This window comes from Pseudomonas sp. A014 (assembly GCF_052378495.1).
GTDB classification, from domain to species: domain Bacteria; phylum Pseudomonadota; class Gammaproteobacteria; order Pseudomonadales; family Pseudomonadaceae; genus Aquipseudomonas; species Aquipseudomonas machongensis.
In genome coordinates this window covers 5,066,783-5,083,826 of sequence record NZ_CP199001.1, presented here as the reverse complement: position 1 = coordinate 5,083,826, position 17,044 = coordinate 5,066,783, and the positions used below count along the sequence as shown (strand labels likewise).

The following is a 17,044-nucleotide window of genomic DNA, read 5'->3' as shown; positions in this document are numbered from 1 at the left end:
TGGCATTCGCGAAAAACTGGTTGGGTTAGATCAGGCGGAAGGCGTCACGCCACCGCCAAGGCGCACTCGGCGCGCCGGTGGATTCGGGTTTCTACGAGCTTGCGTTCACCAGGTCGGCGAACTCGAGTGAATTCTTCGGTGCCGGCAATGGAGTGACCGACCAGAATGGCGCACAGGGCGATGATGGCCGGACTGATGACGCCACGCTTGAACGCCTCAGCAACCAGAGCAGCACGGCGGGTGACACCCCACTTCGTGCCCAGCGCGATCAGCCGCTTCTTCACGCCGTCTTCGCTGATGCCCAGGGTGCGAGCAACCTCTTTGCCAGAAGCGCCACCAGCAATCGCCAGAAGGCACTCAAGCTCGCGCGGGGCTGCACCATGGCCGAGAAGGCCCTGCCAGTTGCCGACGGTAATTGAGGTTTCTGCGGTCATCGGTTGAGCTCCGTGCTTGAGGAATATGCAAAAGTTACCTGTGGGTTACCAAATCAGTCAACACCCTAAGGTAATATTTGAGCAAAAAAAAACCGCCACATCGGCGGTTTTCCTCAATTGAGCTCATTACCTGGCGAACATTCCCCACCAGAAAACATGGCCTAAGACGTTTATCCCTTGGTCTTGAACATCATTGAACGAGTACTCCTCGTCGGGATACTCGTCCCGATTGAAGCTGCGCAGCCTGATCCCTGTTGGGGTTCGGTAGACCTGTTTAATCCTTAACTGGCCATTGTGGTTAAGGGCATAAATGTCCCCATCGATGATATCGCCGAATGAGCTCTTGGCAACGTCGACTCCCACGATTGCTCCGTCCCTCAGGACCGGAAGCATGCTGTTTCCCCTGACCGTGACGCATCTGGCGGAATCGAACTGAACGCCGTTCTTCCGAAGGCTGCGCTTGCCGAATCTGAGGTTGGAGCCTTCGGTTTGCTCGATAGCGAACCTGCCCGATCCTGCTGCCAATTCAACCTCATGCAGATACGGCACTACGACCTCATCATCTTCAATCGGCGATTGGTCATCCCAGATTGTGAGATCTGCCAGCTCTGGATGATCGGTAGCAGCTGCTGCGGGTTGCTTGCGCGTTTCTCCGGTAGCACAGATCACATCCAGCCAGAACCGGGGCAGGTCGAGCCTGTCCTCAATGTCCCTTGCCAGCGATTCGCCAATGCGCTTTCGGTGCTCCGTTTTCCCTGTGAGGCACCGAGAGAGGTAGCTGGGAGCGCGGTCAATTGCTTCGGCCAAGCCAGCGATACGCCCGTTGAAGCGCTCTGTGACAAGCTCTCGAAGGTTACTACGGCGAATTTCATAGATATCCATCAACCAATCTTCCCTAAAAGTTATCTTCGGGTAAATTCCCTGTGGGTGTTGCTGACTGGTAACCTCTGGGTTATCTTTCGTGCATCAATTGAAGGACTGCCTATGAAACGAAAGCTTCAGCCGCTGCTGGCTTGGCTCAAGTCTGCTGATGAGGCTGCCATCGCAGAGACTGGTACCACCAGGGCCTATCTGCGAATGATTGGCTACGGCCAGAAATTGGCATCTGCCGAAATGTCGGTTGGCATTGAGCGAGCTACTGCGGGCCTGGTAAATCGCCAAATGCTGCGTCCTATGGACTGGAGCAGGCTGTGGCCAGAGCTCGCGGCGACCATGACGCAAAAGATACCGGCAAATGCGGCTCCGCACAGCACCACTGTTGGTGCTGTTAATCCATCCAGTACTTCGCAGGCATCCACATGAGCGCCTGCCTGCCCCGGTTTTTGCTGTCTGGCTGACTTTTCTCCAGGCAACAAAAAACCCGCCGTAGGAAGCGGGTTTCTCACACCACTCTGTAGGAGGAGTGGTTCCTTCATAACGTCTTTGAAAAGGAGACGGCGCTATGTCGCACCCGAAAAGTACCACTGCATTATCCACGGCGCAAGTATGCACCGGCCCACATCACCTGAAGAGTCCTCTCGTAACTGTGCGCCACACCTTTGGGCGCATAGGGAAAGAGGAAATGTTTGCGGTCGCGCCTGGGCTGAGCTGCGGAGAAGTCCTGAACGTAGCCAGCTCGATTCTTCAAGGTGCTGAGTCCTTCTGCTGCATGCTCATTGATGGAGAGCGGAGCGCTGCGGAGGTTAATGCAATTCGCTCCCTGATCGAACAGGCGAAAGCTTTGATCGACGCCAGTGTTGTATCGGTGGAGCGCTCCGATGATCTCTCTAGTGCTTCACAGGAATCTCCGGCTCGTTGCGCAGGAGCTTCGCTATGATCAAGCACCGCGAGACACTGGCATCCCCGTTCGCTACACACGGCCTGCACGACGTTTTTGAAGCGGTCGGTGGAATTCCGGTCTATGAATCCCTCGACGCTGCAACTGATCGCCTGGAGTCAGTTCTTGCTGGCCTGCGCGAACTGATGCAGGAGCCTGCCGTCACTCACCACGCGACCCTCATCTTCTACGCAGCTGAATCAGCGTTGGCCCTGGTCTATGCCGCACATGCTGGCGTTGATCCCGAGCAGGGAGGTGCAGCATGACCGTCGCCACCCTCGCCAACGATCACGATCTGATCGCCCGCGAAGCTGTTGACCAGTTGGCCGCTGCTGTGCAGACCATCCTGCAGCTGGAGGAGCTGCTGAAAGCTGCCCGGCCTGGCTTGAGCGAACACACCGCGTCGGCTCGCCTGATTGAGCTCGGTATCTACGCGGCTGGCGACCAGGCCAATGGCTTTGATTGCGCACGGGAAGATCTGACGCAGCGGCTCAAGGCGTCCGCGCCACAAAAAGCCATCTCCACGAGTCGTGGCGCGGGAGGTGCAGCATGCTGATTTCCAAAGCCAACGTTAAGGCTGTCCAAGCTGCTGGCGAGCTCGTACAAGACGTGCTCATTACTCCCGAGGAAATCGCCCGCTTCAACGAGGCGCGCGAGGCATTCCGCGTTATCAAGTCGCTCTACTGGGCGCACGTCGTGCCAGGGCTTGGCGGGTTCTCGAACCCCGTGGTTGGGGAGCTTGAGCGTCAGATGGAGGCTGTCGTGTTCTCGACGCGCAATTTCCTCTATCCGAACCGAAACGCGGCCGCCTGCCACAACGCGACGGACGTGGGAGGTGCGGCATGAAGCTCATCGACACCCGCACGCTCACCATGTCCTCGCAAGAGATTGCCGACCTGGTCGGGTCTCGCCATGACAGCGTGAAGCGCGCCATCGAACGACTGACAGAAAGGCGAGTTATCCAACTTCCACCATTGGTGGGAGTTAAAAACCACCTCGGCCAGACCGTTGAGCAGTACCTGTTCAGTGGAGAGAAGGGAAAGCGCGACAGTCTCGTGGTTGTCGCCCAGCTCAGTCCTGAGTTCACCGGCGCCATCGTCGACCGGTGGCAGGAACTGGAACGCATAGCCGAAAAGCCCATGACTCCGGCCGAGCTGATCGCCGCGAGCGCCAATCAGTTGGTAGCCATCGAGCGTCAGCAGGCCGAGCAGCAGTTGGCCCTAGAGCGTGTCGAGGATCGCACCAGCAAGCTGGAGCAGGTCCGTTACCTCGACTCGGTGCCCAGCGGCTTCGAGACCATCACCACGATCCGCGACCGCATCAATCGCCGCCATGGCCTGCCGGCCTGGGTGGTGAACGCCGTCATGCGCGAGGTGACCGGTGCACCGCTGCCATACGCCTTTGTTCGCAGCCGCCACGCTGACGAAGGCGGGCAGCCCTTCGCTGTCTGGCCCAAGCCAGCCGTCACCCAGCGGTTCGACCGGTTCGTGACTGAGTGCGCCTACGAGACCGCCGAGCGCGCTACCCACCCCGAAATTCCCCAGGGACGGTTCAAGATTCACCCGAGGCAGACCCCATGAAGAAGTTCACCAAAAGACAGCTCGAGGCGCAGATCGTCGAGCTGTCGATCCAGTTCCACCAGACGGAGTTGGTGGCCAGGCGTCGGCGCGAAGAACTGAACGACGAGTACACCAGCTATTTCAGCGTGTGCGGTGAGATCGAGCCGAATTTTCGCGGTATCCGCCCCGATGACGCTCGCTACGCGGGCGTGGTTGCCTACACGGCAGATGCCTATGAACGCCTCGTCCAGGCCAAGCAGGTTCGTCGTAGTGCCAAGCGCCGCCTGGATACGGCAGTGCGCCGCCTGATGATCCTGATCGGCGCCAGCTTCTCCGCGCCGGATGTTGCGCCGGCCAAGCGCCTACCGCTGAGAACGGTACGTCGCCACACGATCCACGGGGAGACCCTGCAATGAAACCTCATACCCCCCCCCAGGCGATCCAGCAGCGCGCTGGCGCAGTGATCATCACCGGCCCCTGGCCAACCTATTCGGCATTTCGAGAGCTGCCAGAGCGCGAGCGCTGGGTGCTTTACGGGAGCGCGAAGGCCTACCGGGCCGCACTGGAAGACCAGGGCCTGATGATGAGCGAGAGCTACGACGAATTCATCAAGCGGGTATCCGCTGAGCTGGAGATCTGAACCCATGAGCATGGAATTGATGGTCAAGGCCATGAAGACCAAGGTCGGCAACCCGTTGCGCAAGCTGGTGCTGATCAAGCTGGCGGACAATGCCAGCGATCATGGCGAGTGCTGGCCGTCGTATCAGCACATCGCCGATCAATGCGAGATCGCGCGCTCGACCGTGAAGAATCACATCCGCGAACTGGAGAAAGCCGGCCTGGTGCGCAGGGAGTTCAGGCGCAACGGTGAGCTGAACCAGTCGAATGTCTTTCACTTGAACCTCTGGGGTGGGGCGGTAGCTGCCCCAGGGGGTGGGGCAACAGAAAACCCACCTGGGGCGGCAGAAAACCCAGGGGGTGGGGCGGCAGCTGCCCCCAGAACCAGTCACCTTTCTGAACCAGTCAAGGAACCTAAACCTATGTGCACTTCGGTGGCAGATGGGTTCGAGCAGTTCTGGAAGCTGTACCCGAAGAAGAAGAGCCGCAAGGACGCGCTGAAGGCCTGGAACAAGCTCAACCCTGACGCCGATCTGCAGGCTGTGATGATCAGCTCGCTTAGCCGTCATTGCGTGTCCCGCGACTGGACCAAGGAGGCCGGGCAGTACATCCCCATGGCCTCCACCTGGATCAACGGCGAACGCTGGCACGACGTCCTGCAGCCCGCGGTTGCCAACGCCCAGGGCGGCGCGTTCAACAACCTTCCGCAGCACACCGATGACATGTACCAGGAGAGCCACGATGGCCGTGCAAATTTCTGACCTGTTCCACCGAACCCCGGCCAAGCGTATCTTCGCGGGTGTGTGTCCAGTCCACGGCGAAGTCGACATGAGCGAGGTCGAGCAGCTTGACGGCTCGATGCTGTCATGTGGCTGCAAGCGCTGCGCCTGGGAGGCCCTGCACATGGCCCCGCGCGACTCCGAGGCTTATGCCCTCGCCAACGCCCAGCGCCAAGCCGAAAACGCCATGGCCGCGATGATCGCCGCTGGAATCACCCCCCGCTTCGCCGATGCGACTTTCGACAGCTATGTCGCTGAGAGCGACCAGCAGCGCAAGGCCCTGGCCAAGTGCCGTGGCTACGCCGAGCAGTTCCCGAGTCACTTCCGCGCCGGCCGCTCCCTGCTGTTGACGGGCAACGTCGGCTGTGGCAAGACGCACCTGGCCAGCGCGATCGTGCGCACCGTCGTGGCTGACCGGTGCGAGGCACTGATCATCCCGGCCAGCGACATCATCAGCATTGCCCGCGCCTCGATGGTGCCCGGATCTGGATACACCGACCGCGATGTTGTGTTGCACCTGGGCGGCCTGAACCTGCTGGTGATCGACGAGGTTGGTTGCCAGAAGGGCAGCGACTACGAGTTGGGGCTGCTGCACGCCATCATCGATCGTCGTTACCAGGCCGTGCTGCCGACGGTGCTGATCAGCAACCTGAGCGTTGAGGGCCTGAAGGCCTACATCGGCGACCGCGCTCTGGATCGCCTGCGGCAGAACGGCGGCATGGCCGTTGGCTTCACCTGGTCCTCGATGAGGGCTGTGGCATGAGGGAGCTATTCAGTGACGAGGCCGAGCACGGCGTTCTCGGGGCCGTCCTGCAGGCCGGCCTGCAGCGTGACGCAGGATTGGTCGAGGACATTCTCGGTCAGATGACCTCGGGCGACTTCTACCGCGACGACAACGCCGCGCTGTTCGACGCCATGGTTGAGTGCAACGACAGGTCCATTCCCATTGATCCGGTAACCGTGGGGCATGTGCGCCGCACGCTGCCCAGCGGTGACCTTGTGATCGCCTACGCCGCCGAACTGGCCAGCAAGGTGCCGTCGGCGGCGAACTGGAAGGCCTACGCCAAGCACGTCAAGGAGTGGGGTGTGATCCGGCACATCATCGATATCGGCGGCCAGGCTCAGGCTATGGTTCAGGAGGGGGCGCCGACAGATGCCGTAATCGCGGCATCCCAGCAGGCCATGGCGGACCTGCGCGACCTTGACGGTGAGACCAAGTCATTCAAGCGGCTTGACCAATGGATGGGCGATGCGGCTGATCTGGTAGATGAGAAACACCGCGGGGTGGCACCCAAGTGGCCGGCCACCGGCCTCGACAAGCTGGACGAACTCGTCCAGGGCGTCCGCCCGAAGAAGGTCACGGTGATTGCCGGGCTGCCTGGCAGCGGCAAGACAACGCTGGCCTTGCAGATCGCGCAGCACAACGCCGTCAAGGAGCGCAAACCGTGGCTGGTGTTCTCCATTGAGATGCCAGGTGAGGAACTGGGGCTGCGCGCCATCGCCTCCCTGGGGGGCGTTTCGCTGCAAAAGCTGGATAACCCGTCGAAGATGGGTGAGGACGATTGGGCTCGGATGGGGGCGGCCGTGGCTCAGGCCCTGGAGGCGCCTTTGTTCGTGTGCGACGACCCCGTCCAGACCCCGGCGACCATCCGGGCCACGGCGCGGCAGTGCCAGCGTGAGCATGGACTGGCGGGAATCGTGGTCGACTACCTGACCCTAGTGCGCGGTGACCGCGCCGGCCGCAGCCGAAGCGAGGAAGTGGGCAAGATCAGCAAGGCCCTGCTGCAGCTCGCCAAGGAAATGGCCATCCCGGTGATCGAGCTGGCGCAGCTGAACCGCGAGTCGACGAAGCGTGTCGGGAAGAAACCCCAGTCCAGCGACCTGCGCGATTCCGGAGAGATCGAGGCCGACGCCAGCTGCATCCTGATGGTGCACCGCGATATGGACAGCGAGGAGGGCCAGAACGGCCTCACCGAGATCCTGATGACCAAGTGTCGGCATGCGCGGGTCGGCAGCTGCATTGTCCAGCAGGAGGGCCAGTATGGCCGATTCGCCAACTTCTCCGGATCGCTTCCCAGCGACGACGAGGTCGAGGCGGGTCGCGGCAGCTACGCCCAGCGCTACAAGGGGGCTGGCCGATGACTGACCAAATCAAGATGGCGCCTTGCCCGTTCTGCGAAGGTCCGCCCTGCATCGAAGCTCGTGATGAGGCCGGTACCGAGATCTTCGAGGGCCACCAGTTCGATGCTGATGACGAACACCCATGCTTCTCGGCACACGTCTGGTGCCATGACTGCGGGGCGCGGGGGCCGAATATCGAAACCCTGACCTTGGGCTGCTTCGAGCAGATATATGACCTGCAGGTGGCGGACGTCATGCGCATCGCCGTGGAGCGCTGGAACGACCGACACGCCCAGGCCCGCGCCTGCTACGACGCTGGCGAACGGAAAGGCCTGAACCTATGGCCAAGGGGTGATCAATGAGCGGCCCGAAAACGCTGACCGTGACTATCAGCGATGCCGAGATCCGCCGACACGCCGCCAGCGACGTCAGGCAGCTGCGCGACACCCGGCACCGTGAATTGCGGTTCCGCTACTCGAGCACGGACCGCACGCGCGGCTCCTGGCACGTCGTGGTGGCTGAGCGCTGGGGCAAGGCTGGCAGTTTCCCCGGCATCAACGCCAAGACGATGCTGGCCACGTTGCCGACGATCCTGGCGCGCCGCGCAGCTGACAGCAAGGCGAAGTCCACCACCACCAACTGGACGTCCGTTGGCGACGTGCTGGCGTGGTACCGCGACCGTATGCATCGCGACCGGGGGCTGTCGGCCAAGCGTAAGGCCAGTGCCAAGTCGGCGCTGGATCGCCACCTGGTGCCGCGGCTGGGCGACCTGCTGCTGACCGACGTCACCAAGGCGGCCATTGACCAGCGCCTGATGTGGCCGATGCAGGAGCGTTATGCCCTGTCCTTCGTCCGCTCGGTCTACGGCGTGCTGTCTGTCGCGTTCCGGCAGGCCCTGCGCTTGGACATGCTGGCGATCAACCCGGTGGCGGGCCTCAAGTTCACCGACTTCGTGCGCACCCGGATCAAGCCGAAGCCCGCGCGCCTGCGTGGTGACGACCTGCCGGGGTTGCTGGTGGTGCTGGCCGAGCGCTTCGACGCCCAGGCCCAGGGCTGCATGCTGGCGCTGATGATGCTGTGCCACGGCTCCCGCCTCGGTGAGACCCGGCTGGCGCGCTGGCGCAACGTCAACCTTGCCGATGGCCGCTGGTTCATCCCGGCGCCGGACACGAAGACGAAGGCCGAGCACACGCTGCCGCTGACCACCCAGGCCTGCTCACTGCTGCGCCGGTACCGAGATCATCAGGCTGGCCAAGGCTACACCGGCCCCTTGCTGTTCCCAGGCAGCCATGGGGCGCCGCTGAGCCCGAGCAAGGCCAACACGCTGTTCAAGGACCTGGCCAAGGGCGATTGGTCGAGTCACGACCTCAGGAAGGTGGCCCGCACGGCCTGGACCGACCTGGGCGTGGACTACATGGTCGGCGAGCAGCTGCTGAACCACGCGATGAAGGACCTCGATGCCACCTACATCCACACCACGGTGGAGGGGTTGAAGCGGCGCGCGCTGGAGACCTGGCACGACCACCTCGACCAACAGGGATTCGCCGCCATTCACGCCGGGACATTGCCGGGACACAAATCCGGGGCTGCAAGCTATGACGCCAGTAGCAGCGCGGCTTTCGGCACCTCAGAGCATCCATCCCAAGGGAGGATGCAAGTTCAAGAATTCAAGAAAGGAGATGGCCATGAGTGACGCTATCGCGATCATGCCGCGCAAGAACATGACCCCGGTTGAGCGGGAGTTTCTCAAGCAGGGCAACCGCATGCTGCTGGACCAAGCCAACGGCCGTATCGCCTCAGCTGCGCTGATGGATATCGTGGCCGACTGGCACGGCTCCAGGGCCGCCCAGGGCTTCGAGCAATTCGCCAAGGCTTGGATCATCCAGGGCGGCGCCAAGAACAAGCACGCCTACAAGCTCCTGTGCGAGCTATTCGGCCTGGACACCGACCCGACGCCCCGGAGGGCTGCATGAAGAAAAGAACCTACGTGGACAAGATGCTGGGCGATACCGAGTACTTGCTCGAGCAGTGGGGCTGGTGGCGGATGTGCGAGATGGGCGTGCCACGGTACGTCTCACCCCTGTATGCGCTCATGCGGGACAACGTCCCCTCCGAGGGGCGCGCGCGCCAGCATGTGATCACGGACGATCTGGCGCTGGTCGTGGATGGTGCTGTTGCAAGGCTTGTTAAGCGCAACCAGCAGATGGGTGACTTCGTGTGGGCTTACTACGGCTACAAGCAGCCGGCTATGCGGGTAGGTCGTGAGGCTGGTATGTCCGAGCGCAAGGCCCGCGAGATCATCAAGGCTGGTGTTGCATGGATCGACTGCGCACTCGAAGAAATTCGAGAAGCTGCGTAAAAAGTTCTATGCGGGCGGATAAACACCTGTTTTCATAGCAGCGTGTCCAGCTTGCAAGCAACGCGACACAGAGAAACCCCAGGCAATGAGTCCTGGGGTTTTTGTTAATAGCGAATTAGTGGCGCCATCATATTGACACTATTGGGGCATGGAGGCGATTGTATAGCCTTCTCCTCTGATTGGATCGCATCATGCTGAAAGCTCTCGCTTTTGCCGTTTCATTTTTCGCCATGTCGGCAATGGCCGCTGACAAAGTGTCGGTTTCGGATATTCAAGTGAGCAATTTGGATGGCCTTCTCGCAGTAGAAGGTCTGGCGCGCAACAATACGGACACTACGTTGAAAAACGTCTTCGTCAAATTCAAGCTTTACAACTCAGCTGGCCAGGTGATCGACAACACCATTGCCCACGGGCAGGACATCGGTCCCGGCGAAACGTGGAAGTTTTCGGCGCCGTCCTCTCGCGCTTTCCAGAAAGCCCAGCTTTCAGAAGTGACGGTTTACTGATCCTTAGCCCCGACCAGAGAGTCGGGGCTTTCCTCTTCTAACGCCCCAGTTTTTCCATGGCTGCATCGGCCAGGAAAGATGATCGGCTCTTCACGTTGTGGTCACGCACATACCGGTCGATCTGCTGGATGACGAAGCCCGGCAGAGTGACGTTGACCTTCTCGGTCTTGCCCAGGTAGGGCGTGATATCGATTTCCAGCATGCCCCAGCCCATATCGGCGAAGTCGGGATTGTCCCGGTGAGCTGCTGCGCTGGTCGGCATTGGGATGGCCTGGCCGTTACCGGCGATCTCCTCGAGCATGATGTGAGCTACCTCGACAGCGGCTGCATAGGCCTCTTCGAAGGTATCGCCAGCAGTCACGGCGCCAGGAATGTCGGGGATCTGAATGCCGATGGCGGTGTTGTCGTCGCCCCACTCGATGCAGATTGGGTATTTCATGGTTGTCTCCTCGGGGTGCAAAGGGTGAAGCCGGGTTATTTCAACCCGGCTCGTTCCTTGATGCTCTTTACCGTGCCTATCGGTAGGTCTTTCTTGGGGTGGGGCACTGGTATCGAGTTTGGGTTGTTGGGGTGTTTGAAGATGTGGTGGCTTCCGGTGACTCGTTTCAGAACCCATCCAGCGGCTTCAAGCTCCTTGATCAACTGCCTACTTTGCACCTCCGTCTCCTTGTGTGGTTGATGGGATAATTATAACCCTAGGCGCATAACTCGTAAAGAGAAATGGTGCGCCTAGGGTTACTTTGTTGGTGCACTAATTCAATGGGCTCGCCGCGTCGGCGGCCTTTTTCGTTTCTGGAGCAATCAATGGACCCGACCGACCTCGGCCCAGGCACAGCCACCTGGCTGGGCGGAACGGGCACTGTCCTGCTGGGCGGATTCCTGTGGCTGCGCAAGTTTCTGTCAAAGGACGCCGCTGACCGTGCCATGGACAACGCCGACATTGGCACTGTCCGCCGCCTGAATGAACTGCTCGACTCCGAGCGAGAGGCCAGGAAGCTGGCAGAGGCCCGTGCCGATCAGTTCGCCAAGGAACGCAATGACCTTGCTGCAACAGTCGGTCGGATGGAAGGCAAAATCGAGGCGCTAACCAGCCAGGTAGCCAGCCTCACAGAGCGTGTAACGCTGCAGAGCGATGAGATCGCCCGGCTGCGCACCAAGCTGGGAGGTACATCGTGATGGACAGATGCGTACTGGAGTACATCGCCAGGCGCTGGTGGCGGCGCGTTGAGGTCTGGATGATCGCGCTTCTGCTCGTCGTTGGTGGCGGCTTCTGTGGCTACCAGCTCGCTCAGTGGGCCTTGGCCAAGAGCTACCTGGAGCAGGTTGCCACGGTTCGTCAGGCGTACGACGAGGCGACCAAGCAGAGGGATCAGCGCTTGGACGAACTGACACGTCGCACAGACAGTGCCGCGGCCAAGGCTTCCAAGGCAGCCACGACGGCGACCCAGGCGGCAGACAAGGCCGACGAGGCCCTCAACAAAGCGCAGGCGGAGAGCCAACAATGATCAACCTGACTGACAACAAAGGGCGCGATCACTTCGTAGCGCCCAGCGCCATCGCTCGCGTGCAGGAGGCTGGCACCAGCTCCCAGTGGCACGGCGTCTGCGCCATTGTCCATACGTTCGACGGCCAGATGCTGGAGGTGCGTGAGCGTGCTGCCGATATCGCCCGCCAAGTCGGCATGCGCCGAGAGGATTGAGTGATGGATCTGATATTGAAACGGTTGGCCCCCGACCTTGAGGTTACCAGCCTTGCCGACAGCTGCCGCCAGTATGTGCCTGGCTATCGGGACTTGAAGTCGCCTTTCGCACTGCACACAGAGGATGGTCGGGTTCTGCCGAACCAGGTGAGCACCACCTTGCACAGCGAGCCAGGCCAGCCCGTGCGTTTGACTGTGGTCTTCACAGTAGATGGCGACCAATTGAAAGTTGAAGGCGATGGCGTGTAGTGGATGCGCCGCCCGGCGCGAATGGATCAACAAGTGGATGAGGGTAGCCCGTGAGCGAGCAAGCAATCTCTTTGCTCCAGCAGATTCTGGAGCAGGAACAGAAACAGACCGGTCTGCTGGAGACGATCGCAAGCCAGAACCTGGCGCTGATCGAAGCCCTGGCCGACGGTGATGACGCAGACCCTGATGCCCAGCCATTGACCTACCTGGACGGCTCGCCATGCCGTTGAGGCCGCAGCGTCCGTGTCGAGCCCAGGGATGCAGGGCGCTGCACAGGAACGCCAACGGCTACTGCGATGCTCACGCCGAACAGGTGAAGAGCCACGTTCGAGAGAAGCCGCGCGAGAGCTCCACGTCACGGGGATATGGGTACAAGTGGCAGCAGGCCCGCGCTGGATACCTGGCCAAGCATCCGCTGTGTATTCGTTGTCAGGCTCGAGGCCTTGTAGTCGCGGCCACCGATGTAGACCACATCGTGCCGCACAAGGGCGACATGAAGGTGTTCTGGGATCGGTCGAACTGGCAGGCCCTGTGTGCCCCGTGCCACTCAGCCAAGACGGCCGGTGAGGACGGTGGGTTCGGCAACGCTCGCCAGAAATGATCAAAAATCGATCAAATTTGCCGTTGATGAGATTGATTCTCGCGAATGGGGAGGGGGAGGGTCGAAAGTTCAGGCTTTTTCGTTTCTAGACCGCGCCCTCAATCGTTTTTTTACACCCGCGAAATATAAAGTTTAGTGGAGGCGCCGATGCCAGGGGTTGCCGGGCGCTCCGGCCGTCGCCCAAAACCCACGGCCCAGAAGGCGCTGGCCGGAAATCCCGGCAAGCGCAAGCTGAACACGGACGAACCGGACTTCGCTCTGGTGACCAACGTCGATGCGCCGGAGTGGTTGTGCGAACACGCCACCCGGGTTTGGGAAATGCTGGTGCCGGAGCTGCTCCGCGCCAAGGTGCTCGCGCTTACCGACATGCACAATGTCGAGGCTTTCTGCACGGCCTACGGTAACTGGCGACTGGCTCAAGAGTCGGTGCGCGCCCACGGCATCGTGGTCGCGGGAGCCACCGGCGGCCCGGTGAAAAACCCGGCGCTTACAGCGGCGAACGAAGCGATGCGCCAGATGGTCACCTTCGGTTCGATGCTGGGGCTCGATCCCGCGAGCCGCACGCGCATCATCGGCGGCAACAAGCAGAAGACAACGAACCCATTCGCGGGATTGCTCGAGTGACCAATGGCCAGGACCAAGTACACCAACGTCGACAAGGCGATGGCGTGGGCAAGGTCCGTCCTGAAAGGCAAGTTCCCGGCCTGTCGCTACATCCACCAGGCGATCGAGCGTCACTTTGACGACGTAGCCGCCAGTCGCTCCAAGCACTACCCCTACAAGTTCGACCCGGCCAAGGCCGAGAAGAAGCTGCGGTTGATGCAGCTGCTGCCACACACGAAAGGTGAGTGGGCGTTCAAGCGGCAGCTGATCACCCTGGAGCCTTGGCAGCTGTTCGGTCTGGCCTGCACCTTCGGGTGGGTCCGGAAGAAGGGCGGATATCGGCGCTTCCGCGAAAGCTACTGGGAGGTGCCACGTAAGAACGGCAAGTCGGTGATCGCCGCCGGCGTGGGCATCAGCATGTTCACTGCCGACAACGAGTTCGGCGCCGAGGTCTACTCGGGCGCTACAACAGAGAAGCAGGCGTGGGAAGTGTTCCGCCCGGCGCGCCTGATGGTCAATCGCTCACCAATGCTGATCGAGGCAGCAGGCATTGAGGTCAATGCCTCGAACCTGAACATCCCGTCGAACGGCAGCCGCTTCGAGCCGCTGATCGGCAACCCTGGTGATGGTGCGTCGCCGTCCTGCGCGATCATCGACGAATACCACGAGCACGACAGCGCGGCCCAGTACGACACGATGCTCACCGGCATGGGTGCTCGCCGCCAGCCGTTGATGTTCATCATCACCACGGCCGGCGCGAACATCGAGGGGCCGTGCTACGACAAGCGCCGCCAGGTCATCGAGATGCTCAACGGCACCGTGCCGGACGACGAGCTGTTCGGCTACATCTGGACTCTGGACGAGGGCGATGACTGGACCGATCCGAAGAACCTGGCCAAGGCCAACCCTTGCATGGGCGTGTCCGTGTTTCAGGAGTATTTGGAGAGCCAGCTGGCCAGGGCGATCCGCTCGGCACGCTTCACCAACACATTCAAGACCAAGCACCTGAACCTGTGGGTAAGCGCCAAGTCCGGCTTCTTCAACATGGAAAGCTGGAAGGCCTGCGAGGACAAGACGCTCGCACTTGAGCAGTTCGAAGGCCAGGAGTGGATCGCCGGATTCGACTTGGCGCGCAAGCTCGACATGAACTCCAGGGCCAGGCTGTTCTGGCGGGAGATCGACGGGAAGATCCACTACTACAGCGTGGCGCCTGCATTCTGGGTACCGGAAGACACTGCCAACGACGTGGACAACAAGCGCATGACCGAGCGCTTCCAAGCCTGGGTCAACACCGGGCACCTGACGGCCACGCCAGGCGCCGAGGTCGATTACCGCGAAATCCTCGAGGACACGAAGGAAGCCAACAAGCTTGCACCGATCAGGGAGAGCCCGATCGACCCGCACGGCGCTACGGGCCTAAGTCATAACCTGGACGACGAGGGTTTCAATCCGATCACCATCACCCAGAACTACACCAACATGTCCGACGGCATGAAGGAACTGGAGGCCGCAATCGAGGCGGGCAGGTTCCATCACGACGGCAATCCGATCATGACCTGGTGTATTGGCAACGTCATCGGCAAGTACCTGCCGGGCAATGATGACGTAGTGCGCCCGATCAAGCAGGGCGACGACAACAAGATCGATGGCGCCGTGGCGCTGATCATGACGATAGGCCGGGTGCTCGCGAACGCGGATACCCAAGGCTCTGTCGACGACTTCCTTTCCAGACCGATGAGCATGTGATGGCAGATACCGACTACAGCATTGACCTGCGCACCCGCAGCCCTTTCTGGGCGCGCATGGCGAGCTTTTTCGTTGGCGGCCGTCTGGTATCGCCGGAAAAGGGCTCACAAACCGGACCAGTTTCCGCCTCAGGGGTGGTTGGCGACTCGGTTGTTAGCGATGAGCGATCGCTGCAGATCTCCACAGTGTTCGCGTGTGTGCGCTTGATTTCCACGGTCACGGCCGGATTGCCATTGGATGTGTTCGAGACCATCAAGGGTGACCGAATAAAGGTGGGCATTGACAACCCTCTGGCTCGACTCCTGCGCTTTAGCCCAAACCAGTTCATGACTGCGGTGGAATTCCGTGAGGCCATGACCATGCAGCTGTGCTTCTACGGCAATGCATACGCGGTGATCGAGCGCAACAGTGTCGGGGACGTGGTGAGCCTGATGCCGCTGCTTTCGGTCAACATGGATGTGCGGTTGGAAAACAAGCGTGTGATCTACCGCTACCGCCGAGACAACGAGTACGCAGACTTCAAGGCCTCTGAAATCTTCCACCTCAAAGGGTTCGGTTTCAACGGCCTGGTGGGCCTGTCACCTATTGCCTTTGCCGCGAAGACAACCGGCGTAGCTGTAGCGATGGAAGATCAGCAGCGAGACTTCTATGCCAACGGCGCCAAGTCACCTCAGTTACTGATGACAGGAGAAGGCAAGGTTCTCAACAAGGATCAGCGCGCCCAGGTCGAGGAGAACTTCAAGGAGATCTCCGGTGGTCCCGTCAAGAAGCGGCTGTGGATTCTAGAGGGTGGGTTTACCACCCAACCCATCGGCGTCAGCCCCCAGGATGCGGAGACCATGGCGGCTCGAAAGTTTCAGGTCAGCGAACTGTCGCGATTCTTCGGTGTGCCGCCGCACCTAGTGGGAGACGTAGAGAAGTCCACCAGTTGGGGCACAGGAATCGAACAGCAGAACCTCGGGTTTCTGCAGTACACCCTCTCGCCCTACCTCAACCGCTGGGAGTACGCCATCGAGCGGTGGCTGATAAAGCCTGGGGACGTTGGGCAATACCACGCAGAACACAACATTGATGGCCTGCTGCGTGGCGACTCTGCTGCTCGCGCTTCCTTCATGGGAACGTTGGCAGACAAGGGGCTTCGGACCATCAACGAACTGCGGCGGCTTGACAACATGTCGCCGCTGCCTGGCGGAGACGTGGCGACAAGGCAGTCGCAGAACGTGCCCATTACCCAACTCGGCAACCCAGACCCCGCATCCCGCGGGGTTTGATCTTTCTGGAGGCAGCAAATGCCCAGCGTTTGCAAAACCTTGGCCTTCGATCAGGCCGCAATCAAGTTCTCCAACGGCGGCGCCCAGGGCGTCTTCGAGGGCTATGCCAGCGTGTTCGATGTGGTCGATAGCGATGGCGACGTCATGGAGCGTGGCGCCTTCGCGGAGGCAATCAAGAGCCAGACCCGCGCTGTGGCCATGTTCTTCAATCACAGGCGCAACGAAATTCCGGTAGGCAAGTGGCTCGACCTTGCTGAAGACAGCAAAGGCCTACACGTGCGTGGCGAACTGACCCCTGGTAACCCCCAATCCGAGGCCCTGAAGGCGGCCATGATGCACGGCACTGTGGGCGGCATGTCGGTTGGTTGCAGCATCGCCAAGGGCGATATGTCCACGATCGCCACCGGCTTCTCCTTCCGCAAGGTGTCTCGCTTGACTGAAATCAGCGTGTGCACCTTCCCGGCCAACGAATCGGCCACCGTCTCCACGCTCAAGAGCATGGACACCATCGAAAGCATCCGCGACGCGGAGAACTGGCTGAGAGAGTCAGCCGGCCTTTCCAAGTCCGAAGCGCAGGCGTTTATCGCCCGCATCAAGTCCGCAGTTCGGAGCGAGTCCGAAGGCGGCGACGACATCGCCGCGCTCCTGGAGCGCATCAACACCTTCCCCAAACTCTGAACCGA

The 17,044-nt window shown here is 60.9% G+C and carries 29 protein-coding genes; 25 read left to right on the top strand and 4 right to left on the bottom strand.

Annotated features, from left to right (window positions below; all coding sequences use genetic code 11):
• Nucleotides 1–44: 44 nt before the first annotated feature.
• The gene (locus ACTYOL_RS23695; protein WP_444757168.1) at nt 45–434 is read right to left on the bottom strand and encodes a LuxR C-terminal-related transcriptional regulator; all 390 of its coding nucleotides are present in this window, start codon (nt 432–434) and stop codon (nt 45–47) included.
• Nucleotides 435–560: 126 nt separating this feature from the next.
• Nucleotides 561–1,316 carry a S24 family peptidase gene (locus ACTYOL_RS23690; RefSeq protein ID WP_444757167.1) on the bottom strand — a complete coding sequence of 252 codons (756 nt, stop codon included), beginning with the start codon at nt 1,314–1,316 and terminating at the stop codon, nt 561–563.
• A gap of 102 nt (nt 1,317–1,418) precedes the next feature.
• On the opposite strand from ACTYOL_RS23690, the gene ACTYOL_RS23685 reads away from it, so the two are divergent.
• The 15 genes from ACTYOL_RS23685 to ACTYOL_RS23615 all read left to right on the top strand — a co-directional run bounded on the left by ACTYOL_RS23685 (nt 1,419) and on the right by ACTYOL_RS23615 (nt 10,192).
• Nucleotides 1,419–1,736 (top strand): hypothetical protein, encoded by a 318-nt coding sequence (locus tag ACTYOL_RS23685; protein ID WP_444757166.1) that lies wholly within the window; start codon nt 1,419–1,421, stop codon nt 1,734–1,736.
• A 510-nt stretch (nt 1,737–2,246) separates the two neighbouring features.
• Nucleotides 2,247–2,516, top strand: coding sequence for a hypothetical protein (locus tag ACTYOL_RS23680; RefSeq protein ID WP_444757165.1), 270 nt, complete (start codon nt 2,247–2,249; stop codon nt 2,514–2,516).
• Nucleotides 2,513–2,806, top strand: a complete 294-nt coding sequence (locus tag ACTYOL_RS23675) for a hypothetical protein (protein ID WP_444757164.1) — start codon at nt 2,513–2,515, stop codon at nt 2,804–2,806. Before ACTYOL_RS23680 ends, ACTYOL_RS23675 begins: the two co-directional genes overlap by 4 nt.
• A complete protein-coding gene (locus ACTYOL_RS23670; protein ID WP_444757163.1) occupies nt 2,800–3,096 on the top strand; it encodes a hypothetical protein in 297 nt (98 codons plus the stop codon). Before ACTYOL_RS23675 ends, ACTYOL_RS23670 begins: the two co-directional genes overlap by 7 nt.
• Nucleotides 3,093–3,830 (top strand): hypothetical protein, encoded by a 738-nt coding sequence (locus ACTYOL_RS23665; RefSeq protein ID WP_444757162.1) that lies wholly within the window; start codon nt 3,093–3,095, stop codon nt 3,828–3,830. The genes ACTYOL_RS23670 and ACTYOL_RS23665 overlap by 4 nt, the downstream gene beginning before the upstream one ends.
• Nucleotides 3,827–4,225, top strand: coding sequence for a hypothetical protein (locus ACTYOL_RS23660; RefSeq protein ID WP_444757161.1), 399 nt, complete (start codon nt 3,827–3,829; stop codon nt 4,223–4,225). The genes ACTYOL_RS23665 and ACTYOL_RS23660 overlap by 4 nt, the downstream gene beginning before the upstream one ends.
• Nucleotides 4,222–4,449: a hypothetical protein gene (locus ACTYOL_RS23655; protein ID WP_444757160.1), complete on the top strand. Its 228-nt coding sequence runs from the start codon at nt 4,222–4,224 to the stop codon at nt 4,447–4,449. The genes ACTYOL_RS23660 and ACTYOL_RS23655 overlap by 4 nt, the downstream gene beginning before the upstream one ends.
• 4 nt (nt 4,450–4,453) lie before the next feature.
• Nucleotides 4,454–5,188: a helix-turn-helix domain-containing protein gene (locus ACTYOL_RS23650; protein WP_444757159.1), complete on the top strand. Its 735-nt coding sequence runs from the start codon at nt 4,454–4,456 to the stop codon at nt 5,186–5,188.
• A complete protein-coding gene (locus ACTYOL_RS23645; RefSeq protein WP_444757158.1) occupies nt 5,169–5,969 on the top strand; it encodes an ATP-binding protein in 801 nt (266 codons plus the stop codon). The genes ACTYOL_RS23650 and ACTYOL_RS23645 overlap by 20 nt, the downstream gene beginning before the upstream one ends.
• Nucleotides 5,966–7,348 (top strand): replicative DNA helicase, encoded by a 1,383-nt coding sequence (locus ACTYOL_RS23640; protein ID WP_444757157.1) that lies wholly within the window; start codon nt 5,966–5,968, stop codon nt 7,346–7,348. The genes ACTYOL_RS23645 and ACTYOL_RS23640 overlap by 4 nt, the downstream gene beginning before the upstream one ends.
• Complete coding sequence (locus ACTYOL_RS23635; RefSeq protein WP_444757156.1) at nt 7,345–7,689, top strand: Lar family restriction alleviation protein; 345 nt, start codon at nt 7,345–7,347, stop codon at nt 7,687–7,689. Before ACTYOL_RS23640 ends, ACTYOL_RS23635 begins: the two co-directional genes overlap by 4 nt.
• The gene (locus ACTYOL_RS23630) at nt 7,686–9,020 is read left to right on the top strand and encodes a tyrosine-type recombinase/integrase (RefSeq protein WP_444757155.1); all 1,335 of its coding nucleotides are present in this window, start codon (nt 7,686–7,688) and stop codon (nt 9,018–9,020) included. Before ACTYOL_RS23635 ends, ACTYOL_RS23630 begins: the two co-directional genes overlap by 4 nt.
• Complete coding sequence (locus tag ACTYOL_RS23625; protein ID WP_444757154.1) at nt 9,013–9,300, top strand: hypothetical protein; 288 nt, start codon at nt 9,013–9,015, stop codon at nt 9,298–9,300. The genes ACTYOL_RS23630 and ACTYOL_RS23625 overlap by 8 nt, the downstream gene beginning before the upstream one ends.
• Nucleotides 9,297–9,686: an antiterminator Q family protein gene (locus ACTYOL_RS23620; RefSeq protein ID WP_444757153.1), complete on the top strand. Its 390-nt coding sequence runs from the start codon at nt 9,297–9,299 to the stop codon at nt 9,684–9,686. Before ACTYOL_RS23625 ends, ACTYOL_RS23620 begins: the two co-directional genes overlap by 4 nt.
• Nucleotides 9,687–9,877: 191 nt before the next feature.
• Nucleotides 9,878–10,192, top strand: coding sequence for an FxLYD domain-containing protein (locus ACTYOL_RS23615; protein ID WP_444757152.1), 315 nt, complete (start codon nt 9,878–9,880; stop codon nt 10,190–10,192).
• A gap of 37 nt (nt 10,193–10,229) precedes the next feature.
• Here ACTYOL_RS23615 and ACTYOL_RS23610 read toward each other — a convergent pair whose 3' ends face one another.
• Nucleotides 10,230–10,631, bottom strand: coding sequence for a type II toxin-antitoxin system HicB family antitoxin (locus ACTYOL_RS23610; RefSeq protein ID WP_444757151.1), 402 nt, complete (start codon nt 10,629–10,631; stop codon nt 10,230–10,232).
• Between the two features lie 35 nt (nt 10,632–10,666).
• On the bottom strand, nt 10,667–10,849 hold the full coding sequence (locus ACTYOL_RS23605; protein ID WP_016715573.1) for a type II toxin-antitoxin system HicA family toxin: 183 nt from the start codon (nt 10,847–10,849) through the stop codon (nt 10,667–10,669).
• A gap of 147 nt (nt 10,850–10,996) precedes the next feature.
• Between ACTYOL_RS23605 and ACTYOL_RS23600 the strand changes: the two genes are divergently transcribed.
• The 10 genes from ACTYOL_RS23600 to ACTYOL_RS23555 all read left to right on the top strand — a co-directional run bounded on the left by ACTYOL_RS23600 (nt 10,997) and on the right by ACTYOL_RS23555 (nt 17,039).
• Complete coding sequence (locus ACTYOL_RS23600) at nt 10,997–11,368, top strand: chemotaxis protein (RefSeq protein ID WP_196127663.1); 372 nt, start codon at nt 10,997–10,999, stop codon at nt 11,366–11,368.
• Entirely contained in the window at nt 11,368–11,697 is a 330-nt protein-coding gene (locus tag ACTYOL_RS23595) for a hypothetical protein (protein WP_444757150.1), read from the top strand. The genes ACTYOL_RS23600 and ACTYOL_RS23595 overlap by 1 nt, the downstream gene beginning before the upstream one ends.
• On the top strand, nt 11,694–11,891 hold the full coding sequence (locus tag ACTYOL_RS23590) for a hypothetical protein (RefSeq protein ID WP_444757149.1): 198 nt from the start codon (nt 11,694–11,696) through the stop codon (nt 11,889–11,891). The genes ACTYOL_RS23595 and ACTYOL_RS23590 overlap by 4 nt, the downstream gene beginning before the upstream one ends.
• A 3-nt stretch (nt 11,892–11,894) precedes the next feature.
• A complete protein-coding gene (locus tag ACTYOL_RS23585) occupies nt 11,895–12,140 on the top strand; it encodes a hypothetical protein (protein ID WP_444757148.1) in 246 nt (81 codons plus the stop codon).
• A 50-nt stretch (nt 12,141–12,190) separates the two neighbouring features.
• Complete coding sequence (locus ACTYOL_RS23580; RefSeq protein ID WP_444757147.1) at nt 12,191–12,370, top strand: hypothetical protein; 180 nt, start codon at nt 12,191–12,193, stop codon at nt 12,368–12,370.
• Nucleotides 12,361–12,741, top strand: a complete 381-nt coding sequence (locus ACTYOL_RS23575; protein WP_444757146.1) for an HNH endonuclease — start codon at nt 12,361–12,363, stop codon at nt 12,739–12,741. Before ACTYOL_RS23580 ends, ACTYOL_RS23575 begins: the two co-directional genes overlap by 10 nt.
• A gap of 147 nt (nt 12,742–12,888) precedes the next feature.
• Nucleotides 12,889–13,365, top strand: coding sequence for a phage terminase small subunit P27 family (locus ACTYOL_RS23570; protein WP_444757145.1), 477 nt, complete (start codon nt 12,889–12,891; stop codon nt 13,363–13,365).
• A gap of 3 nt (nt 13,366–13,368) precedes the next feature.
• Entirely contained in the window at nt 13,369–15,090 is a 1,722-nt protein-coding gene (locus tag ACTYOL_RS23565) for a terminase large subunit (protein ID WP_444757144.1), read from the top strand.
• Entirely contained in the window at nt 15,090–16,361 is a 1,272-nt protein-coding gene (locus ACTYOL_RS23560) for a phage portal protein (protein ID WP_444757143.1), read from the top strand. The genes ACTYOL_RS23565 and ACTYOL_RS23560 overlap by 1 nt, the downstream gene beginning before the upstream one ends.
• Nucleotides 16,362–16,379: 18 nt before the next feature.
• Nucleotides 16,380–17,039, top strand: coding sequence for an HK97 family phage prohead protease (locus tag ACTYOL_RS23555; RefSeq protein WP_444757142.1), 660 nt, complete (start codon nt 16,380–16,382; stop codon nt 17,037–17,039).
• Nucleotides 17,040–17,044 lie beyond the last annotated feature (5 nt).

What these genes read in the sequence shown, in the direction of transcription:
- ACTYOL_RS23630 (WP_444757155.1), top strand. Translation starts at nt 7,686, where the DNA reads ATGAGCGGCCCGAAAACGCTGACCGTGACTATCAGCGATGCCGAGATC.
- ACTYOL_RS23680 (WP_444757165.1), top strand. Translation starts at nt 2,247, where the DNA reads ATGATCAAGCACCGCGAGACACTGGCATCCCCGTTCGCTACACACGGC.
- ACTYOL_RS23555 (WP_444757142.1), top strand. Translation starts at nt 16,380, where the DNA reads ATGCCCAGCGTTTGCAAAACCTTGGCCTTCGATCAGGCCGCAATCAAG.
- ACTYOL_RS23675 (WP_444757164.1), top strand. Translation starts at nt 2,513, where the DNA reads ATGACCGTCGCCACCCTCGCCAACGATCACGATCTGATCGCCCGCGAA.
- ACTYOL_RS23615 (WP_444757152.1), top strand. Translation starts at nt 9,878, where the DNA reads ATGCTGAAAGCTCTCGCTTTTGCCGTTTCATTTTTCGCCATGTCGGCA.
- ACTYOL_RS23610 (WP_444757151.1), bottom strand. Translation starts at nt 10,631, where the DNA reads ATGAAATACCCAATCTGCATCGAGTGGGGCGACGACAACACCGCCATC.
- ACTYOL_RS23665 (WP_444757162.1), top strand. Translation starts at nt 3,093, where the DNA reads ATGAAGCTCATCGACACCCGCACGCTCACCATGTCCTCGCAAGAGATT.
- ACTYOL_RS23645 (WP_444757158.1), top strand. Translation starts at nt 5,169, where the DNA reads ATGGCCGTGCAAATTTCTGACCTGTTCCACCGAACCCCGGCCAAGCGT.
- ACTYOL_RS23600 (WP_196127663.1), top strand. Translation starts at nt 10,997, where the DNA reads ATGGACCCGACCGACCTCGGCCCAGGCACAGCCACCTGGCTGGGCGGA.
- ACTYOL_RS23670 (WP_444757163.1), top strand. Translation starts at nt 2,800, where the DNA reads ATGCTGATTTCCAAAGCCAACGTTAAGGCTGTCCAAGCTGCTGGCGAG.
- ACTYOL_RS23635 (WP_444757156.1), top strand. Translation starts at nt 7,345, where the DNA reads ATGACTGACCAAATCAAGATGGCGCCTTGCCCGTTCTGCGAAGGTCCG.
- ACTYOL_RS23690 (WP_444757167.1), bottom strand. Translation starts at nt 1,316, where the DNA reads ATGGATATCTATGAAATTCGCCGTAGTAACCTTCGAGAGCTTGTCACA.
- ACTYOL_RS23650 (WP_444757159.1), top strand. Translation starts at nt 4,454, where the DNA reads ATGAGCATGGAATTGATGGTCAAGGCCATGAAGACCAAGGTCGGCAAC.
- ACTYOL_RS23595 (WP_444757150.1), top strand. Translation starts at nt 11,368, where the DNA reads ATGGACAGATGCGTACTGGAGTACATCGCCAGGCGCTGGTGGCGGCGC.
- ACTYOL_RS23570 (WP_444757145.1), top strand. Translation starts at nt 12,889, where the DNA reads ATGCCAGGGGTTGCCGGGCGCTCCGGCCGTCGCCCAAAACCCACGGCC.
- ACTYOL_RS23560 (WP_444757143.1), top strand. Translation starts at nt 15,090, where the DNA reads ATGGCAGATACCGACTACAGCATTGACCTGCGCACCCGCAGCCCTTTC.
- ACTYOL_RS23655 (WP_444757160.1), top strand. Translation starts at nt 4,222, where the DNA reads ATGAAACCTCATACCCCCCCCCAGGCGATCCAGCAGCGCGCTGGCGCA.
- ACTYOL_RS23685 (WP_444757166.1), top strand. Translation starts at nt 1,419, where the DNA reads ATGAAACGAAAGCTTCAGCCGCTGCTGGCTTGGCTCAAGTCTGCTGAT.
- ACTYOL_RS23640 (WP_444757157.1), top strand. Translation starts at nt 5,966, where the DNA reads ATGAGGGAGCTATTCAGTGACGAGGCCGAGCACGGCGTTCTCGGGGCC.
- ACTYOL_RS23565 (WP_444757144.1), top strand. Translation starts at nt 13,369, where the DNA reads ATGGCCAGGACCAAGTACACCAACGTCGACAAGGCGATGGCGTGGGCA.
- ACTYOL_RS23585 (WP_444757148.1), top strand. Translation starts at nt 11,895, where the DNA reads ATGGATCTGATATTGAAACGGTTGGCCCCCGACCTTGAGGTTACCAGC.
- ACTYOL_RS23575 (WP_444757146.1), top strand. Translation starts at nt 12,361, where the DNA reads ATGCCGTTGAGGCCGCAGCGTCCGTGTCGAGCCCAGGGATGCAGGGCG.
- ACTYOL_RS23625 (WP_444757154.1), top strand. Translation starts at nt 9,013, where the DNA reads ATGAGTGACGCTATCGCGATCATGCCGCGCAAGAACATGACCCCGGTT.
- ACTYOL_RS23590 (WP_444757149.1), top strand. Translation starts at nt 11,694, where the DNA reads ATGATCAACCTGACTGACAACAAAGGGCGCGATCACTTCGTAGCGCCC.
- ACTYOL_RS23695 (WP_444757168.1), bottom strand. Translation starts at nt 434, where the DNA reads ATGACCGCAGAAACCTCAATTACCGTCGGCAACTGGCAGGGCCTTCTC.
- ACTYOL_RS23660 (WP_444757161.1), top strand. Translation starts at nt 3,827, where the DNA reads ATGAAGAAGTTCACCAAAAGACAGCTCGAGGCGCAGATCGTCGAGCTG.
- ACTYOL_RS23620 (WP_444757153.1), top strand. Translation starts at nt 9,297, where the DNA reads ATGAAGAAAAGAACCTACGTGGACAAGATGCTGGGCGATACCGAGTAC.